This is a genomic window from Actomonas aquatica (assembly GCF_019679435.2).
GTDB classification, from domain to species: Bacteria; Verrucomicrobiota; Verrucomicrobiia; order Opitutales; family Opitutaceae; genus Actomonas; species Actomonas aquatica.
Genome location: NZ_CP139781.1, coordinates 456,488 through 474,959, shown reverse-complemented (window position 1 = coordinate 474,959; position 18,472 = coordinate 456,488). Strand labels below are relative to the sequence as shown.

Here is an 18,472-nt window from a genome sequence, read left to right as displayed (position 1 = left end):
GGCACCGCCATGAACTTCCCCTTCCGTCGTTGGCGAGGCGTATTCGGCGTCCTCCTAGCGATCCTTGCTGCTGCTTGCCCCGCGCAAATTTCCTCGGCCCCTCGCCGCCTCATTCTCAGCGGGCTCGAGATTAAGCACAACGCCTGGCAGGAGGTCCCCGGTATCACCGCCGGTTACCCCATCGTCATTCGATTTGAGGCGCAATGGGAGGGTCGCGCCTATGAACGAGTTGGCCTGGAACTGAAGGTCGACGAGCGGACCCTACTCGCCGAAACGCTCGAGTTCCGCGATCGCATGGGAACCTTTCAAAGTAGCTTTGCGCTGCGGCTGGGGTTAATGCCCGACCTGCCCGCCGGAGAGCACACCCTGACCTTGCGCTGCAGCGGCATCCCATTGGGCCGCGGTGAGCCAACCAAATCCATCGACTGTGAGCCGATCTCCATCCGCTTCACCTCCGCCGGGGGTGGCGGTAGCGCCACCACGCCAGCAACCCCACCGCCGCCCGCGCCCGAACTGTCCTACCTCGAACAAAGCCAACGCAAACAGAAGTGGATGCGCGACGCCTGCGAGCAATGGGCCCGGCAGCTGTGCCGCGTGTTGGACGTTCCGTATGACCCGGCCAAACTCACCGCACCCAGCAATACGCCCCTCGCGATCGGCCTCGCCCAACGTTACCAGATCAACAACGGCCAACGACTCACCAAGGAACTCTATATCACGGTGGAGCACTTCATGGTCAGCCCCGACCTGCGCCACATCGAGCGCGACGCGGAACTCACGCAGATCCAGCGTCGCGAGCAGGAATGGCGGGACATCCGGCGACGCCCGGCCCAGTCCAATCTCCTGTATTGGGATGTCAAATACCAGGGCATGCAGCCGGGTCCGGACACACCACCCCGCCCTCCCGCCTTGGAGTTCAATCGCGGCGACGCGCACGTTCACGCCGAAGCCAGTTGGGCGATCAGCACCGCCTTCGGCCCCAGCATCGACGTGCGGGGCTGGGCCGCCGGTTCGCCCTTCCATCGCTTCTACATCAGCAGCCCGCTCAAACTCCCCGATGCCGAGCTGGAACGGATCCGCGCCCGGTTCTTCCCCGTGCCGCCCAACCTGCCGCCGTCCGAGCGACGTAAAATCAACGAGCAATTTGATGCCGCCGTCAAAAAGGCGCGACAGGACATCGGCCAATCGCTGATCGAACTCCTCACCGAAGCGGCCCTCGCATACGCCCCCGCGATCGATGGCGCACCGATCAATCAGGCCGCCGCCCAGCGGCTCGCCAAATGGCAACCCGCGCCGCCCACCGGCGCAGATACCAAGACTGCCACGACCAAACCTCCACCGGCTCAACCGCCCCAAACGCCCTCCTCCGGAGTCCAGTTCGACGCCGGCCTGGTGCAGTCGCCTGCCGACTCTCCCCGCCCTCCCGCTACCCTCACCGAGGCCCTGCAAACCCTCGGCGAGCAGGGCGCCGAGCGCGCCGCCGCCATCGTCGACCAATCCATTCCTTCCGCCGAGGGTCTGAGCGAGACCGAGGTCGCCATCCTCGCCGAAGCCGCCCTCACCGACCAAGATCCGGCCGACGTCATGGCCGACTTCGCCGCCGAGGAAGCCGCGCTCAACGCCTCAGGCAGCGGTGACGATCTGCAAATCGTCAACACCGCGGTGTATCCAAAATTCCCCGACCCGGGCACCACCGTCGAGGTCACAATGACCGTGCGCAACACCGCCACCGCTGGCGCGGATGCCATTTTCGACGTCGGCTTGTGCGACTACCACCGCGAGAACACCGACGTTGCCAAGCTCAAGCGTCGGTCCCTCCCGCCGGGCGAAACAGCGCGCTACGTCCTGCGCTTCACGGCGCCCCGCGACTTCAATTTCGGCGGCTATGCCTACCTCGAGCCCTTCGTCTACAATGGAGAAGTCCTGCCGCAGGAGGTCATCAACCTGAACATCAACTGGAACGAAGAAACCAAGACCGACGAAGAGATCATCACCGAACTGCGTGATCACAATCCGTGTCCCGACTACTTCCCGCTCACGCCGGATCGCCTGGGCCGCTTCATCGCCCTCTACCGCGCCGGCCGCACCGAAGCACTCGGCACGCTCGAGCGCGAAGCCATCGCCGCCCAACGCAAAGCCATGCAGGCGGAATACCTGGCCCGCTTCTACGACCCCGCGCGCCTCGAACAAATCCGCCAAGAGGCCGCTGCCGCCAAAAACACGCAGCAGCTCGCCGCCTACGGCAGCCTGCGCAACCTCGCGTTCCAGTGGGGCTACATCCACCACCTCGATCTCATCGGCATCCTCGATGACACCGTCTACATCGACGAAAACGCGCAGGTGCATGGCAGCGTCGCGGTCGCTCGCCAGAAGATCTTCCGCGCAATCGAAGAAAAACAAAACAACCCCGGTGCCGTGCAGGCGCTGCTGCTCGCCGATCCCAACGACAAGTCCGGCCATACGCAGGCATACCGCGAATTTGAACCCGTCATCACTCCGGCGCTCAACACCGCCAGCCTCCTCAATCTCGACGACGCCACCACCGACGCCATTACCCAAAAGGCGATCCGGGAACTGCGCCGCGCCGGCAACGATCTCATCGCCGCCGTCCGCAACAACCAGTTGCCCGTCCACGCCCTCAGTGAAGAGATCACCGACCTGCGAGTGATCCTGCGCGCCGCCCAGGAAAACCTCGACGTCGTCGACTCCCCGGTTCTCCGCGACGCCATCAAAAAGCTGTCCGGTCAGGCTACGAAATTTGAGGGCATGATCGAACAGGCCAAAACCCTCCAGCAACGCGCCGGCAAAGTTCTCGGAGCGAGTCGCGCCGCCCGCACCGTAGGCAACTCGCTCTCCTACGTGGGCGAAATCTGGTCGCTCTACGACCTCTCCGAAAAAGTGCTCGCACGCACAAACGGCGGCGAAGATTTCGCCACCGCCATCGGCAAGGAAACCGGCAATTGGGGCGCCAAAAAACTGGTCCTGGGCAACCCGCTCATCGGCGCGGCCGACCTGACCATGACCGTCAGTGGCCATCTGCTGAAATCGCTCGGCCCCGAATACTGGGAGGAACTCGGTATCGATCCCACCCAATACAACGCCTCCACCCTGGTCGACATCGGCACCAGCGTGACCTTCGCGGGAATCGAGGACATGTCGCAGATCCACGCCCAACGAAAGGAGCGCTTGCCGCCCCTCACCCCCGATGAACGCGCCCGCCTCGAGGCCCGCCTCGCCGCCTTCGAGGAACGCATCGCCACCACCACCGACGAATCGCTGCGCCAAAAGCTCATGACGGCCCGCGCCTACGTTCGCCAAACCCTCCGCGACCGCCGATGAAAGCCGCCTCATTCCCCGCCCATATTGCCCTCGTCTCGCGCTCGCTGGGCCTGGCACTGCTCGGCCAAATCTCGCTGTTCGCCGCCCTGCCGCAAACGCTCGAAGACGCCGAAACGTTTGCCCGCAACCTCATCGAGCAGCGCCTCTACAACGACCTGTCGGTCGTCGGTCGCGACAACCTCGCCAAAATGAAAGTGCAGCGGAACGAGAGCCAAACCAGCACCACGTTCTTCCTGCCCCGCAGCACTTGGATGGAGCCCGACTACATCGTCGAGGTCGTGATGAATCCCGTAAACGCGCCACTGTCTCGCGGGCACTTGCGCGCGCACCAGCCGCTCCAAGAACACCGCTTCACCGACTACAAGGACGAGTCCGACTATGCCACCCAGAGCGAGACCTACGAACGGCTCTTCCCGGGTCTCGGTCTGGAATCCGCCTGCGTCGCCCTAAGCGTTGAAAAGCGCCACGCCGACGCCTTCGCCAAGATCGATCATCTCCGCATCGCGTGGCTCCCGCCCGATCAAGCGCAGTTCGGGCTGGTGATCAGCCTACGTAATCTCCGGCTCAACCTGCCGCAAAACGGCAACATCGGAGCCGACTTTTTCCACACCTCGCTCGATCGCGAAATCACCCCGATTCTCCTCGCGATTGCCCGTGCCGCCGACGACGCCGGTTTCATTCGCCCGGCGCAATTGTCCGCGACCGAAACCTTCGCCAAAGCGGTGCAGGACACGTGGCTCAAAACCCGCGTGCGCGACGCCTTCCTCCAGCCGACCGTGCCACCACGCTTGCTGACGGTCGCCGCTTATCGTGCATCGGCTCCCGCCGCGAAGGCATCGGTCCCGCCGCCGTCGTCGCCGCCCTCACCTCCGCCAGCCACTCCTCCAGCCGCTCCGCCGTCACCGCCGACACCACCTCCGCCAGCCGACGGCCGTTTTGTGCGCCTGGAGCCGACCGAGGTGGCACAGCTCGCTGTCCAGCACCGTCTCATCACGATCGTGCCTGAACCAACTCCGGCGATCACTCTCAACCTGCCGGAGCAACTGGCGAGTCCACCGGCCGGCCCTGCCCCTGCGTTCGAAAAATCAACGCTGCTCGGCCTCCTCTTCGATCCCGATTTGCGTCTGATGCTGACCAAAGAACAGGCCGGCTTCAGCGCCACGGTCTTCGTGCACGCCAAGGGGGATTGGGCGGCGGTCGTGGCCGAGACTGAGGACGGTTTTCATCTACCCGTCATCACCCTCAAACAGAGCTTCCCCAACGCCTGCGCGGCGTTTCTCAAACTGAACCAACCACGCGCAGAACATCGCCGGCTCGAGTTTAAGTTCTCTCCCGTCCGTCTCGCTGTGCTCCGGACCCTATTCGAACTGCAGGAATCCACGCGCCTCCTCGCCGGCCAGGATACCGCCGATCTCGCCGCTTACCCGACCGAGGAAATCATGACCGTCTTTGCGAGTCCGCGCATGCTGCGCTTCATCGACGTCCTGCCTGAACCCGCCCAATGGGAGGTGCAGACCCTTGCGGGCAATTCGATGCTGCTGAGCATCGAACTCACGTCCCTGCAACAACGCGGCCTGCTGCGGCGGCAGCTGCTCAACGGGACGCCACGCTACCGCCTCACTGCCGATGGGCTGGCCGTGTCACGCGATCTTTTCGCGCCGGGGCGACGTTTGTCGGTCACCCGCATTCCCGCACGGCTCATCGCCACCACGCCGTCCGTGCACCTGACCAACCTCGCCGCCTTCGCGACCAATCATACTGCGCTGATCCGGCACTTGCCCGATGGCCACGTGCTCTACCGCCGTGCCCCTTGGCGCGGCGGCGCATCGATCTGGGACCTCTTTGCCGGTCTCACCGAACCCGAAACCTGAGCCACGCTCCATCCTACCAACCCGCTCCCCCTCATGAGCACTCAACCTACCGCGCGCGTCGCTCGGATGCGGCGCCTCTCGCTCATCATCATCGCCGCCGCCGTGGTCGGCTTCATCGCCAATTCGGAAATGAAGACGCTCCACCGAGTGGCCAAAGCACGTTTCACCCAGTCCACCTCCAGTCCTTGGGTCGCCGCCATTTCATCCGCCAGCCCCCACACCGTGGAAGTCTGGGCGGTCGATGAGGAGATGGGTTATCAATGGGCGGACCTGGATGCCAGCGTCACCGTGTTGGACGACACCGGCACAACGGTGGCCGCGCATCGGTTCGTGGCCTCCGAGAGCGCGGAGAAAGGCGGCGTAAAACGCGCCCAGACCGGCAAGACCCTGCAAGTGCCGCTCGGTGCCAGCGAGCTCCACGTCACGGTCAGCCTGATCAAAGGCGACTATGTCGACATCGAGGTCTATCGCGACCTGCCCGCCTGGCGCGCCCTCGCCCCCGGCGTATTTGTGCTGCTCGGATTCGCCGGCGTCGTCCTCTTCCTCAAATCCCGCGCCCAGTGAGCCCCCCCTTCCTCGCGTTCCTAGCCTTCAGTGGCGCCTCAGCCCGGCCGATCAGTGAGCACGATCCATCGCACGATCGGCGACGACTTTCGCTGCGGTGGCAGTAGCAGCAAAACAGTGCGTTCATCCTTTTCGAAGGCGACCTTCTGATCGAACGACGGGAAGAGTCGGTCGTTATGGCTCAAGGCGAGTTTCACGTCACCCACGACGGTGCCGTGCAACGTCGAACTTTGTCCCGGCTCCAGGCTCACATTTTGGCCATTCAAAAGACCAAGCAGTTTGTGCCCGGATTGATTGACCACGACCAAGGAGCCAGCCGGAAATCGACTCGGATCGTCCTCCATCACGACCACGTCAAAAGGTTCGTTCGGATCAGAAGACGGCAGGAAGAGAAACAACGGACGCTGCAACTCGGGTGTCACCTCGATCCGCGACTGCAGCTTGTATTGCGCTGGGGTTTGCGCACTCGCTTCGGCGACTCTCTCAGCAAAAGCCATGGCCGCCGGACCGGCATAACGATAGGGCTCCGAACGTTGGTAGGGTTTGAACTCCAGCGTGCGCACCTCGCCCGGGCTGGCCTGGTAAACTAGAGTCTGCCTCACCGGCGCGATGCAGAAGACCGAGAATTCGAATTGCCGCGCCGGCTTGGGCTGCTGAGCGATGGCCGTGGCTGTGAAGGAACACGCCGCTGCTGCGACGATGATTAGTCTGCGGGTGAAGGTAACCATTGGAATCGAGTGATGATGAACCGCCGCCCAAAGCGAAAATTCAGTGCGTTTAAACGGGAGCGATCACTTTCCGGTAGGTCGGACGGGTCGGTGAACGCGACGGTGCGTTGCACCTCAACTTCGGCGTATCGCGTTGCGACGGCTTCGTCTTCACCGACCGAAGCGAACTCCCCCTGTAGTCGAAGAATGAAGGTATCACCACGCACCGTCGCCGCCGGAAGAATCGTGTTAAGAACATCAGCCTGCTGCAAATAGCTCGGTGCATGTGGGTCGATTGCCGACGCTGTCGCCAGGGGCAAGCCGAGCCGCGCGGCTGTATTCAGGGTTGCTTGCGGCTCAGCCGCGACCGCATCGATGGCATCCTGAAGCAGGCCAGACTCCACGAACTCGCCGATCGACTGAAAGGGTCCGGTAGCTGCCAAACGCTCGCCGACGCGTTGTCCGATTCCGCGAGCCAAGCGCTGTAACTCGTCCGCCGTGAGTTCCGTCACTCCCCGCCGGTAAAACGACTTCTCTTCCACTTCAAATCCCCCGAGCGCCGTCTCGACCCGGAAGGTTTCCGGAGCTGATTGACCAAAGCGGAACTGCGCATTTCGCAGCCCTACCAGCGCCGTGTCGGTTCCGGCGACTGAACTCTGAGCACCCCACTGATTGGTGACATTTACCTCGCGCCAATCTGGCAGGTCATTCGCGCCCAGGAATGCCGCCCACACATCGGCGTCCGTCGTATTCAGATTCAGCGGCCCCTCCTGCAACAGGTAACGAGAAGATCGCGCGCCGTTGAGCGCGACCAACTCGGCCCAACTCGGGCGATTTTCAGCGGGCGGCAGGAAGCGGCGCAGCTTCCCGTTGCGAGTCGCGCCAAAGTCGGCGCTCACCGCATCTTCACCAGACGCAAAATAGCGATCGTAGACAGATGGGCTGATCGGAGATTGGTCCTGCCAACGGTTGCCCAAAGCAAAAGGCGATACGCCGACAAACCCAAGATGTTGCAGATCTCCCATTGCCACCAAGGGCATCCGCGGCAACTCGAACAATACGACATCGTTCTTGATTTCCAGCGAAGTCGCGTCCGGCTGCGTGCTCGCTGAACGATCAAAAATCGAGAACGACGGATCACCGATCGACACATACCGAAAGTTCGTGAATCCGCCGGGCTGCGGCTGATCCACCACGAACCGAGTTTCGTCCATCACAGGGCTGCGGGGATCCCATTCAAAAAACCATCCCTCCGGGTCGCCCAAAACATAGTCCGAACGATCTGCGAGGCGAAAGCGATACGCGACGCGACCGCTGACCGAGGTGTGGGAATAGGAAGCCTTAACCAACGGCTCAAAGGTCGGGCTCTCCGACTCCGAAAGCACATCCCCGGAGCCCGGCTCGATGAGCTCCACCCGCAATTGAGCGGACCCGCTTGACGAAAGGTCCAGCCGCGCGCTCGAGTTCATCGCATTTGGCAGACTCACGGCCCCGGCAAAATCGACTTGGCCATCGCTGCCCGTTTTGGAGTTTGGCGTCGCTTGCCATCGTCCGTTGACCCGGTTTCCAAAACCGACCCAGTTCAGCACCCGTCCCGGTAGGAAACGGAACAGGTCGTCATCCAGAGGCACCAAATCTACTTCAGGCGACCCACCGAGCAGCGCATCCAGATCGACATCAACCTGATCGCCATTGGAACAGGAAATCGTGACCGTTGGCAGCCCGTGAATTCTCACCCGCAGCGGAGAAACTTCGAGTTCACTCGAATACGGATTCCACAACTCCACGTGCAACTGGAGCCGCACCGTGAGGTCTTGGTTTCGGGAGCTCGGGGAAAACACATAAACCCCCACGGCGAAGTCCGTCAAAACGGGCGCAATATGGTCGATCACAGTTCCTGTATTCGAGCCTCCACTACCCGGAACAGGATCGTAAATACGAGTGAGTTCCAAGCTACCCGGCGACTGCATGGATCGTGACAGATCCTTCCAGCGAGACAGGTCCACGCCTTCCACGGATGCCGCGATCGCCAGATCCGTCCGGAGCCCTCCATCGGCCTCCGGTATTGTAGAACTCAATACACCTCTCGCAACCGCAGTGATTTGATGTGCCAGCGACGGTCGCTGCAGCACCGGATCTAGGATACCGAGCTGCCGAAAATCTCCAGCCCGGGCGAGCTCGTCATCACTCGCGGTGAGGGAAGTTTCAAAAGCGGTGAGATCCGTGCGCCGGGGAGCATTCTGGGCCAAAATCTCAATCTCGTCCCGTCGCAGGTAGGCGCCCCATTCGGCGTCGGCGTTCGCTAGCGGCGTTCGCGCCTTCTGACTTTCATCGCTGGCCCACCAGGCGTAGCGCCCTTCCATTCCGGAGAGGGACTGGGACGACGGAGCGAGCGTCACCTTCGGAGCGGCCACCGACGCCACACCCTCTTCGATAACGTCAGCGAACACCGTTCCAACGGTGGCTTCGTTGGGATTGGTCATGCGCGACAGGTCGTTGGACGGTGAAACCGACCTTCCGGTCCATTCGGATCCGCTCACCAGCCAGACAATTGGATCCACTTGCGGCCCCCGCTCCGTGGTCCACACCCCACTCCACATCGGGTTGTTCGCGTAAGGCGCAGCGGCGGACACCTGCCCATCTGCCCGTGCGGTCACTCGCGTGTCCGGTCCCGCGTAACGCTGTAGTTGCCCGGTTGCTACGCTCGTGGCAAACAGGGCGTTTTGACGGGCCTGCGCTCGGGCGACGAGCGAGCTGCTCACTTGGGTTTGCACCCGCGTCGCGAGCGCCAAACTCACCACCAGCAGGGTCAACAATCCCAGCAGCGACACCACCAACAGGAGCGCGAGGCCATCACGTTTTTGCGTCCAGCGGTAGGTGCTCACAACGGCCTCCCGATGATTTCAACCCACCGGACAAACCGCCGGGTGGTTTCTGTTCGCACCTGCTGAATCGATTCGTTGGACGCCCCAGCTGCGATCGCGGCCAGCCTGCGCACACCATCTTCGTTGATCAATGTCAGTTCCAATCGTGCTCGTGACGGCCAATCCAACGAAGATGGATTCACGACTGCTCGATCGTCAGCCGCGCTAAAACTCACTGATAGGTCCTCAACCTGGTTCCCCAGGAGATATTCCGCGTCCGACACATCCGACCAGTCCCGCCAACCGTAGTTTGAATTTAAAGCCTGACTGGCCGTGCTTTCGAAGCGGTAGAGTGCGCGATCGGCATAGCGATAGGAAACCTCTCGCAGGGTTGCGGGATCGTCCGTGGCCCCTGAGGTATTGGCAAGGTTTCCGAATAAACGAAGCACCCACACATCGGACGAATCGGTGGGGACGCGCAGCCATTCTATGCCGTCGCGGCGCGCGTAGGCACTCTGAAGATCCGTCGCCATACGCTCGAGAATGCGGTTGGCCTCATTGTCGAGCTTCAGCGCCCCCGCCGAACGGCTCCACCATTCCAAAGTATTGCTCACAATGACCAAAAGCACTGCGGCCAACACCGCGGTGATGCCGACTGCCACGATCAATTCGACCAACGAAAAGCCCCGGCGCTTCATCGCCGCACTGCCACGTTGAAGGTGATCGTGTCCCGATTCTCGAACGGTATCTGTGAGGTCGGCGATTGCCAGACCGGCCAGCTCACCGTCAGCCGCATCGCCAGAAATCCCGCAACCTCATCTTCGGTGGACGGCGAGAGGTCGACGTTGCGCTCGAGTGAAACCGCATAGAACGCATCGGCTTCCGCAACTCCATCCCACTCGCTCAATTCGCCGTCACGGTTTGCATAGATCGCGGCGTCGGTGGGGTCGGCGCCCAGCGCCTGCAAAGCCTCCGCCCACGTGAGCTGGCGAGCCCACACCGCGGCCGATTCACCCGCCCGCACCGCACCGTTTGTGTCCAACGTGTTCGCCGCCGAATTCGTGGTGCTGGACAACAAGGCCACCATAGCGAGCACGCCCACCACAAAGATACCAATCGCCACAACGATCTCGACCAACGAAAAGCCGCGGGAGTCGGGACGGGAGCATCCCGGAGTTACAAATCGGTCCGCGATCACGGCGGAGTTCCTCCCTCGATGACCGTAAAGGCGCCGTAGCGACTGATATGCAGGCCCGCCCTGACGCCGTCTTCATTCTCCCACCATACGGAGCCGCCCCCCGGCACGGCCAACGCCCCCGCCGCGCCATATTCAGCCAAATAGCAAGGGATGCTGACACCACCCGGTTCAAGTTGCACATCCACCTCCGATTGCCACAGCGAGTTCCCCTCCGCGGGAACCAGCATGCGCACCCGGCCCGGCAGCTGCAACGCATCGTCAACGCCCACCCACGCGCCACTGGCTTGCTGCTGTGCGACCGCGATTTGCTTAAGGTAATTTTCCGTATCGGCCGCATCGGCGTTCACCACGACCGCCACCGCCGCGCCTTGAATACTCGCCCTCGCTTGGGCTGCCTCGAACTGCGCCCGCACAATGTCTCCAGTTGCCGCCAAAGCCTGTGTTTCTCCCGCTCCACGCAATCCCAATCCCACGGCTGCGGTGAGCACCGCGATGAGCGCGATCACCACCATGAGCTCGATGAGCGTGTAGGCGGCGGAGGAGGCGCGCGGCGTCGTGGGCATGGGCATGAGCGATCCGCCAAAACCTCACGCTAACGCCAGCTCAGGACGAGATCGTTTTCGTCGCGTCCGCGTCCGGCCGAATAAAACACCACCCCGGCCCGCACGCCCGCCGTCGGCACTGCCTCCGGCAAATCCGTCGGCGCACTACCGCCACCGGCTTCGAGCCCTACCACACTCACCCACGAACCGCTGTCGCTGGCGTTGATCAAGCCGTCACGGTTGCTGTCCACCCGCACCGCGATGTCGTCGTTGCCGAAACCGTCGAGCAGCAACAATCCGTCGTCGTCGAGCTCGTCGGCCGAGAGCGTGTAAAAACGCAGCGCCTTGCGGTTGCCATACCCTTCGCCAATGGCTGCGCCACTCAAGGTGCGGCCGGTCAGCTCGGCCGCGAAGCGCTCGGGGTCGACTTTGCCACCCGTGGCGATGTTGGGATAAAATCCATACTCCTGCCGATAGAGTTCCATGGCCGAAGCCCACTGACTGAACTGTGCCTTGGTTTTGGCCCGATCGGCCGAGGCCCGCGCGCCGCTCAGCACTGGAATCGTGATTGCGGCCAAAATGCCAATGATGACCACGACGGTCAGCACCTCGATGAGCGAGAAACCACGCCGGTCGCGCCCCGGCCCTGCAATGTCAGCGATGCGCATACACGTTGTCCCGGTTGGGCGCGGCATCCTCATCGAGCGCCCCAGTCGCCGAGGGCGGCACGTCCAGCCCGTCCGGACCGATGGAATAGAGTCGATAGCCACTGCGGGCCCCTTGGCGAAATGAGCGATAAACATACGGTTGTTCCCACGGGTCCAGCAGCACATTGCCGGCCAGCGTCGGGTCGGGATCGGCCAAAGTCAGCGCCTCAAAGGCCACAAACGGACGACGGTTCAGCGCCTCGCCATTTGGCCGCGCCTGCCCCGCCAGCGCCGCGAGTAGCCCGGTGGCGTCCTCCCCCTGTGGATACTCGCCCAACACCCGTCGGTAGTCTTCCAACCCGACCGACAGCACCGCCAATTCCCCCGCCGCCCGATCGCGGGCCGCTCGCGCCCTCACGCCGGCCGACACGCTCAGTGTAATACCCGCCAGCACGCCGATGATCACGATGACCACCAACAGCTCTATGAGGGTAAAGCCACGGACACAAAAAGGCCCCCGGACGACTCGGAAAGCAGGGTTTCGCTGCAGGTGTGACACGAAAAACTTCAGATCAGATTTCGTGCCTTCCGAGTCGTGCGGGGGCGACTATTAATTCGTGACGTTTAGTCGTCGGCTTGCAGGGCGGCCACGACTGCAAAGTCTTCAAGGGTCGTGGTGTCGCCCTTCACTTCCTTGCCGGCGGCGATTTCCTTGAGGATGCGGCGCATGATTTTGCCGGAGCGGGTCTTGGGCAGCGCCGCCGCGAAGCGCACCACATCGGGTTTGGCGATCGCGCCGATCTCCTTGCCCACATGGTTTCGCAACTCCTCCTTGAGGTCGTCATTGGGCTCGTTGCCGGCCTTGAGGGTGACAAACACCACCAGCGACTGCCCCTTCAGCTCATCCGGACGGCCGATGGCAGCGGCCTCGGCGACCTTCGGGTGCGCAACCAGCGCGCTCTCGACTTCGGCCGTGCCGAGGCGATGACCGGAGATGTTCAGCACATCGTCGATGCGGCCCACGATCCAGAAGTAGCCGTCTTTGTCCTGGCGGGCACCGTCTCCGGTAAAATAGACGCCAGGGTATTCGCTGAAGTAGGTGTTCTTGAAGCGCTCATCATCCCCCCAGAGCGTGCGCAGCATCGAGGGCCAGGGCTTGTCGATGATGAGTTTGCCGCCCGAGCCTTTCGGCACCTCCTTGCCCTTGTCGTCGACGACCTTGGGCGAAATGCCGAAGAACGGTAACGTGGCCGAACCGGGTTTGCAGGGCGTCGCACCGGGCAACGGCGTGATCATGATCGAGCCCGTTTCGGTTTGCCACCACGTGTCCACAATCGGGCACTTCTTTTTGCCGATCATGCGGTAATACCACATCCACGCCTCGGGATTGATCGGCTCACCGACCGAGCCGAGCAGGCGCAAGGACTTGAGGTGGTGGCTGAGCACATAATTGTCGCCCCAGCGCATGAAGGCGCGGATCGCCGTCGGTGCTGTATAGAAAATCGTGATACCGTGGCGGTCGATCATCTGCCAGAAGCGGTCCGGTCCCGGCTGGTTGGGCGCTCCCTCGTAGAGGAACACCGTCGCACCGTTGGAGAGCAGACCATACACCACGTAGCTGTGCCCGGTGATCCAACCGATGTCGGCCGAGCAGAAATACAGGTCGTCCTCCTTGAGATCGAAGACGTATTGGGACGACAACTTCGCCCCCAACAGGTAACCCGCGCTGGTGTGCAACACGCCCTTCGGTTTGCCGGTGCTGCCCGAGGTGTAGAGGATGAAGAGCGGGTGCTCGGACGGAAACGCCTTCGGTTTGTGATGATTCGGCGCGCCCAGCCAGGCGTCGTGCCACCAGACGTCGCGACCATCGCGCATCTTGATGTCGTTACCGCAGCGACGCAGCACGAGCACCGTTTGCACCGTCGGCGTTTTCTCGATCGCAGCGTCGACCGTCTGCTTGAGCGGCACGATCTTGCCCCGCCGCCAGCTGCCGTCGGCCGTGATGACCAGCTTGGCTCCACAATCGTTGATGCGATCCTTCAGCGACTCGGCACTGAAACCGCCAAACACCACCGTGTGAATCGCGCCCACGCGGGCGCAGGCGAGCATGGCGAACACCGCTTCCGGCACCATCGGCATATAGATCGCCACCCGGTCGCCTTGGCCGATCCCCATGTTTTCGAAGACGTGGGCCAGGCGGGAGGTGTGAAAATATAGCTGTTTGTAGGTGACGGTGCGCACGTCCCCCGGTTCGCCCTCGAAGATGAGCGCCGCTTTGTTGGCCCGCTCGGTCTTGAGATGGCGGTCCACGCAGTTCTCGCAGACATTCAGGGCGCCACCGCCAAACCACTCCGCATGCGGTGCCTTCCACTTGAGCACCTTCTTAAACTGCCGTCGCCAAACGAGTAACTCCTTTGCCTGCTTTTCCCAGAACTTCTCTGGGGAGTTGACAGACTCGGTGTAGAGTCTCTTATAGGCCGCCATGCTGCCAAGATTGGCTTGGCTCGCAAATTCGGCCGATGGCTTGAATACCCGCTTCTCACGGGACACTGAGGTAATCGTTTGGTCCGTCACGTTTGGATCGTTGTGGTTTTGGGATAACTAAAAGCCGCGGCATAAAAACACCGGGGCGGGGAACGCGATATATCCCGCTGCCTGTCACGAGCGTCAAGCGCCTGCCACGTTTTATACCCTGCCTGTTCGCGGACTAAGTGCCGCTACGAGACCAATTTGAATATGGAAAATTCCACCGATAACGCCGCTCAATCCTCCGCTCCGGAAAAGGACGACAACCTCATCCAAGTTGAGGGCGTCCTCGATATTGATAAGCAGAAAGGCGGCAACGGCACCCTCCTCGACCTCAAGCGCTTCGGCAAACGCCGTCCCTCCGATGTCTTTGTCCCCAAGGAGCTGATCCGCCGCTTTAAGCTTCGCCACGGCAGCCTCATCTCCGGCACCGCGTTCCCCGCCGAGGGCCGCTTCCCCAACCCCAAGATGAAGTTCATCGAGTCCGTCGACGGACTCTCCATCGACGACCGTAAGGCCAAGTGGGACTTCACCAGCTTCACCACCCTCTCTCCCGATGAGAAGCTGAAGCTCGAGACCAAGGACGGTCGGATGACCTGCCGTGCGGTCGACCTTTTTTGCCCGATTGGCAAAGGCACGCGCGGCCTCGTCGTCGCCCCGCCCCGCACCGGCAAAACCACCCTTCTCCGCGACATGGCTCAGGGCGTGATCGAAAACCACCCCGAGTGCCACGTCATGATCCTCCTCGTCGACGAACGCCCCGAAGAAGTCACCGACTTCAAACGCAGCGTGACCGAAGCCGAAGTCTGGGCCTCCTCCAATGACGAGCAGGTCGGTAACCACATCCGCATCGCCGACATGGCCATCGAGCGCGCCAAGCGCCTCGTCGAGTGCGGCAAGGATGTCGTGCTATTCCTCGACTCCCTCACCCGCCTCGCCCGCGCCCACAACACCCAGCGCAACTCCGGTCGCACCGGCTCCGGCGGTCTCGATGTCCGCGCCCTGGAGAAGCCCCGCCAGCTCTTCGCCGCCGCCCGCAACACCGAGGAAGCCGGCTCCCTGACCATCGTGGCTTCCATTCTGGTCGAAACCGGCAGCCGCATGGACGACGTGATCTTCCAGGAGTTCAAGGGCACCGGCAACAGCGACCTCGTGCTCGACCGCAAGTGCGCCGAGATGCGCATTTGGCCCGCGATCAACATCCAGGGCTCCGGCACCCGTAAGGAAGAACTCCTCATCGGCGCCGAAGACCTCGACAGCATCCACTTTTTCCGCCGCGCCCTCGTGCAGCAGAAGATTGAAGAAGCGACCGAGACCATGGTCTCACGCCTCTCCAAAACCAAGACCAACGCGGAGTTCCTCAAACTGATCTCCCGCTAAGGATTCACAATGAGTATGCGGCCACCCCGCGGCCGCATCGATGCTCCCTTGCACAACGCCGGGCCCATGTCCCGGCGTTGTTTTTAAACCCGATTTGGCGGCGCGCGGTTTTCCCACTTGCGCACGAACCAAAAACCCTGAACAAACTCCCTTTCCGCCCGTCGCCGGCGCGTCGGCGGATTCCACGCCGCAACTCGTTTCGTATGCACAGTTTTTCCGAGCAATGTCTCGATATGGCCCGCTCCATCCTGGGCCACAACCTCGACTCCATTCAGCCTGACGGCACCATCAAGCCGATCGACGGCGAGACGTCCCGCGCGGATGAACCCGGCCACGTTGCCTTTGCCCTCGGCGAGTATTATCGCGCCACCGGTGAGACGACCCTCGACGGATACGACATCGTCGACCTCGCCGCCCGCACCATCACCGCGCAGATGTTCACCGAGCCGGCCGCCGAGAACGGCCTCGCTTACGCCTCCCTCGGCCTGCTCTGCTTCGGCCCGTCGAAAGAGCGCAACCCGGTCTGGGAACGCCTCGTCCCCGAGACCCAGGAGCGCATCGACAAGTCCCTGCTGCACCGCTCGGACTACGACAACCACTGGCAGGCCTTCAACGTCGCCAAAGCCGTCGCCCGCTTCTCCTTCGGCCTCTCCAAGAAGGACGAAACCTCCCGCCTGATCGAGCGCTTCGTCGACCGCGTCAACCAGACCAGCTCCAACGGCTTCGTCGACGACGCCACCGGCGGCATCGGCGGTAACTTCAATCTCTACGGCGTCATGGCCCTCGTGTTCATGCGCTCCGCCCTGCAGCTCCACGCCAACAGCGGCGTGCGCGACCGCAAGCTGCCCACCCTGCGCACCTACGCCGAGAAATACATCAAGATGATGCCGGACCTCGTCCGCGCCGACGGTCTCGGTTGGGCCTTCGGCCGCGCCTCGGGTGCCTACGGCCAGATGCACTGCATCTCCCTCATCCTCCAAGGCTTGCGCGATGGTTGGATCAACGAAGACCAGAAGCCGAAGTATTTCGACGTCCTGCGCCGCCTCTTCCTGTTCTTCTACCAGACCTACCTCGATCAGGAACACGGTTTCCTCGACGTCCGCGACGCCGAGCGCACCGCGTCCGCTGGCCACACCACCCGGTTGTCCAACTTCGACGCCGCCCGCTACCTCTGCCAGTGGTCCCGCCTCGCCAAGGCCGTGCAACTGCCGACTGGCCCGGCCAAGGTTGAACCGCCCCGCACCACCGGTCGCTTCGTCATCTTCGACAAGTCCAACCGCAAGGAGCAGGGTGTCTTCCTCTACCGCGATGCCGGCAGCGGCCTGCACTTCCAGATTCCGCTCATCGCCGCCGGCGGTGCCGCGACCTCGGACAGCCTGCCCTTCCCGCATTGCCCGGGCATCTTCGATTGGCCGAACAACGTTTACGCGCCGATCATGATCCCCGAGCTGACCTTCGGCGAAAAGGTGACCGTGCCGGCCTTCTACGGCCGCAACTGCGTCACCGGTCTGGGTCTGCGCCGCAGCTTCTTCTTCCGCTACGATCAGCCGGAACTCATCACCACCGAGCAGGAACTGCTCAAGGGTGTGGGTTCGGTCAAGGTGCAGTGGAACTTCGCTGGTCCGCAAATCAGCGCCGAGTTCGCCTACACCGTGAAGCAACAGGTTCAGTTGGACCGTTTCCGCCTCATGCTGGCGATCGCCGCCCCCCACTCCAAATACCATGTGGGTGGCTCGCTCGCGCTCGGTCCGGAAGGCCACCGTTGCACCGTCACCAAGGACGACTTCCAGGGCATCTGGCAGGAGACCGAAGTGGTCACCAACGACCCGACCTACCGCACCAACTACGGCAAGATCCACTACCTGCAGACCCTCGAGCGCGATCACCCGCTGATCATGCGTCCGGGCAACGTCTACCGCGTCGCGATCAGCTTCGAGCCCGACATCGCGGAAGTGGATTAAAGTAGCGAGCATCGAGTAGAGAGTAGCGAGTAGCCTATGCTGCCGCTCTACCTACTCGCTACTCACTACCATCTACTCGCTACTGCTTCATGCTCGCCCGTCGCATCATTCCCTGCCTCGACGTGACCAATGGTCGCGTCGTCAAAGGCGTGAAATTCCAAGAGCTGCGCGACGCCGGTGATCCCGTCGAATGCGCCAAGGCTTACGACGCCCAAGGAGCCGACGAATTGGTCTTCCTCGACATCACGGCCTCCAGCGATGGTCGGTCCATCATGCACGACGTTGTCGCCGCGACCGCCGAGCAGTGCTTTATGCCGCTCACCGTCGGTGGTGGCCTGCGCACCGTCGCAGACATCGAGGCCATGCTCAAATCAGGCGCCGACAAGGTGTCGCTCAACACCGCCGCGATCAAAGATCCTGAGCTTATCCGCGCCGCCTCCGAACGATTCGGCGCGCAGTGCATCGTGGTCGCCATCGACGCCAAACGGGAGCCCGACGGCAAATCCTGGCGTGTTTACACCCACGGCGGTCGCAATCCCACCGAGCTCGACGCCGTGGCTTGGGCCCAACGTGCGGTTGAATTGGGTGCCGGCGAGATTCTGCTCACCAGCATGGACTGCGACGGCATGAAAACCGGCTACGACGTCGCCCTCACCCGCGCCATCAGCGACGCCGTGAGTGTGCCCGTGATCGCCAGTGGCGGCGCCGGAGAACTCCCCCACTTTGCCGAGGCCCTCGACGCCGGCCGCGCCAGCGCCGTGCTTGCCGCCAGCCTCTTCCACTTCGGCGAACTCACCGTGCCGCAGGTCAAAGACTACCTCGCTGAGCACAACGTCCCCGTGCGCCGGTAAGTGGTTTCTTCTACAGGAGGCA

General features: G+C 62.6%; 14 protein-coding genes. 6 read left to right on the top strand and 8 right to left on the bottom strand.

Features of this window, described 5'->3' with window-relative positions; translation table 11 throughout:
- Positions 1-9: 9 nt before the first annotated feature.
- Genes K1X11_RS01845 through K1X11_RS01835 form a run of 3 tightly spaced genes read left to right on the top strand, consistent with a single transcriptional unit; the run spans position 10 to position 5,774 of the window.
- Positions 10-3,339 (top strand): COG1470 family protein, encoded by a 3,330-nt coding sequence (locus tag K1X11_RS01845; protein ID WP_221028836.1) that lies wholly within the window; start codon positions 10-12, stop codon positions 3,337-3,339.
- The gene (locus K1X11_RS01840; RefSeq protein WP_221028837.1) at positions 3,336-5,210 is read left to right on the top strand and encodes a hypothetical protein; all 1,875 of its coding nucleotides are present in this window, start codon (positions 3,336-3,338) and stop codon (positions 5,208-5,210) included. The genes K1X11_RS01845 and K1X11_RS01840 overlap by 4 nt, the downstream gene beginning before the upstream one ends.
- A 33-nt stretch (positions 5,211-5,243) precedes the next feature.
- A complete protein-coding gene (locus tag K1X11_RS01835) occupies positions 5,244-5,774 on the top strand; it encodes a hypothetical protein (protein ID WP_221028838.1) in 531 nt (176 codons plus the stop codon).
- A gap of 38 nt (positions 5,775-5,812) precedes the next feature.
- On the opposite strand, the gene K1X11_RS01830 is transcribed toward K1X11_RS01835, so the two are convergent.
- The 8 genes from K1X11_RS01830 to acs form a co-directional block, all read right to left on the bottom strand.
- Positions 5,813-6,502, bottom strand: a complete 690-nt coding sequence (locus K1X11_RS01830) for a hypothetical protein (protein WP_221028839.1) — start codon at positions 6,500-6,502, stop codon at positions 5,813-5,815.
- Entirely contained in the window at positions 6,478-9,366 is a 2,889-nt protein-coding gene (locus K1X11_RS01825; protein ID WP_221028840.1) for a hypothetical protein, read from the bottom strand. The genes K1X11_RS01830 and K1X11_RS01825 overlap by 25 nt, the downstream gene beginning before the upstream one ends.
- Positions 9,363-10,043, bottom strand: coding sequence for a PulJ/GspJ family protein (locus tag K1X11_RS01820; RefSeq protein ID WP_221028841.1), 681 nt, complete (start codon positions 10,041-10,043; stop codon positions 9,363-9,365). The genes K1X11_RS01825 and K1X11_RS01820 overlap by 4 nt, the downstream gene beginning before the upstream one ends.
- Positions 10,040-10,543, bottom strand: coding sequence for a type IV pilus modification PilV family protein (locus K1X11_RS01815; RefSeq protein WP_324726059.1), 504 nt, complete (start codon positions 10,541-10,543; stop codon positions 10,040-10,042). Before K1X11_RS01815 ends, K1X11_RS01820 begins: the two co-directional genes overlap by 4 nt.
- The gene (locus K1X11_RS01810; protein ID WP_221028843.1) at positions 10,540-11,106 is read right to left on the bottom strand and encodes a pilus assembly FimT family protein; all 567 of its coding nucleotides are present in this window, start codon (positions 11,104-11,106) and stop codon (positions 10,540-10,542) included. Before K1X11_RS01810 ends, K1X11_RS01815 begins: the two co-directional genes overlap by 4 nt.
- Before the next feature lie 29 nt (positions 11,107-11,135).
- The gene (locus K1X11_RS01805) at positions 11,136-11,753 is read right to left on the bottom strand and encodes a type II secretion system protein (protein ID WP_221028844.1); all 618 of its coding nucleotides are present in this window, start codon (positions 11,751-11,753) and stop codon (positions 11,136-11,138) included.
- Positions 11,740-12,291 (bottom strand): type II secretion system protein GspG, encoded by a 552-nt coding sequence (locus tag K1X11_RS01800; protein WP_324726058.1) that lies wholly within the window; start codon positions 12,289-12,291, stop codon positions 11,740-11,742. Before K1X11_RS01800 ends, K1X11_RS01805 begins: the two co-directional genes overlap by 14 nt.
- Positions 12,292-12,356: 65 nt before the next feature.
- Positions 12,357-14,282: an acetate--CoA ligase gene (gene acs / locus K1X11_RS01795; RefSeq protein WP_324726057.1), complete on the bottom strand. Its 1,926-nt coding sequence runs from the start codon at positions 14,280-14,282 to the stop codon at positions 12,357-12,359.
- A 186-nt stretch (positions 14,283-14,468) separates the two neighbouring features.
- Between acs and rho the strand changes: the two genes are divergently transcribed.
- The 3 genes from rho to hisF all read left to right on the top strand — a co-directional run bounded on the left by rho (position 14,469) and on the right by hisF (position 18,450).
- Positions 14,469-15,638 carry a transcription termination factor Rho gene (rho, locus tag K1X11_RS01790; protein ID WP_221028846.1) on the top strand — a complete coding sequence of 390 codons (1,170 nt, stop codon included), beginning with the start codon at positions 14,469-14,471 and terminating at the stop codon, positions 15,636-15,638.
- 233 nt (positions 15,639-15,871) lie between these two features.
- Positions 15,872-17,599 carry a hypothetical protein gene (locus tag K1X11_RS01785; RefSeq protein WP_221028847.1) on the top strand — a complete coding sequence of 576 codons (1,728 nt, stop codon included), beginning with the start codon at positions 15,872-15,874 and terminating at the stop codon, positions 17,597-17,599.
- An 89-nt stretch (positions 17,600-17,688) separates the two neighbouring features.
- Complete coding sequence (gene hisF, locus K1X11_RS01780; RefSeq protein ID WP_221028848.1) at positions 17,689-18,450, top strand: imidazole glycerol phosphate synthase subunit HisF; 762 nt, start codon at positions 17,689-17,691, stop codon at positions 18,448-18,450.
- The last annotated feature ends 22 nt before the right edge of the window (positions 18,451-18,472 follow it).

Bases quoted from the DNA above. Each gene is read 5' to 3' on its own strand.
- hisF (WP_221028848.1), top strand. From the start codon at position 17,689: ATGCTCGCCCGTCGCATCATTCCCTGCCTCGACGTGACCAATGGTCGC.
- K1X11_RS01820 (WP_221028841.1), bottom strand. From the start codon at position 10,043: ATGAAGCGCCGGGGCTTTTCGTTGGTCGAATTGATCGTGGCAGTCGGC.
- K1X11_RS01810 (WP_221028843.1), bottom strand. From the start codon at position 11,106: ATGCCCACGACGCCGCGCGCCTCCTCCGCCGCCTACACGCTCATCGAG.
- K1X11_RS01840 (WP_221028837.1), top strand. From the start codon at position 3,336: ATGAAAGCCGCCTCATTCCCCGCCCATATTGCCCTCGTCTCGCGCTCG.
- K1X11_RS01845 (WP_221028836.1), top strand. From the start codon at position 10: ATGAACTTCCCCTTCCGTCGTTGGCGAGGCGTATTCGGCGTCCTCCTA.
- K1X11_RS01835 (WP_221028838.1), top strand. From the start codon at position 5,244: ATGAGCACTCAACCTACCGCGCGCGTCGCTCGGATGCGGCGCCTCTCG.
- K1X11_RS01830 (WP_221028839.1), bottom strand. From the start codon at position 6,502: ATGGTTACCTTCACCCGCAGACTAATCATCGTCGCAGCAGCGGCGTGT.
- rho (WP_221028846.1), top strand. From the start codon at position 14,469: ATGGAAAATTCCACCGATAACGCCGCTCAATCCTCCGCTCCGGAAAAG.
- K1X11_RS01785 (WP_221028847.1), top strand. From the start codon at position 15,872: ATGGCCCGCTCCATCCTGGGCCACAACCTCGACTCCATTCAGCCTGAC.
- K1X11_RS01805 (WP_221028844.1), bottom strand. From the start codon at position 11,753: ATGCGCATCGCTGACATTGCAGGGCCGGGGCGCGACCGGCGTGGTTTC.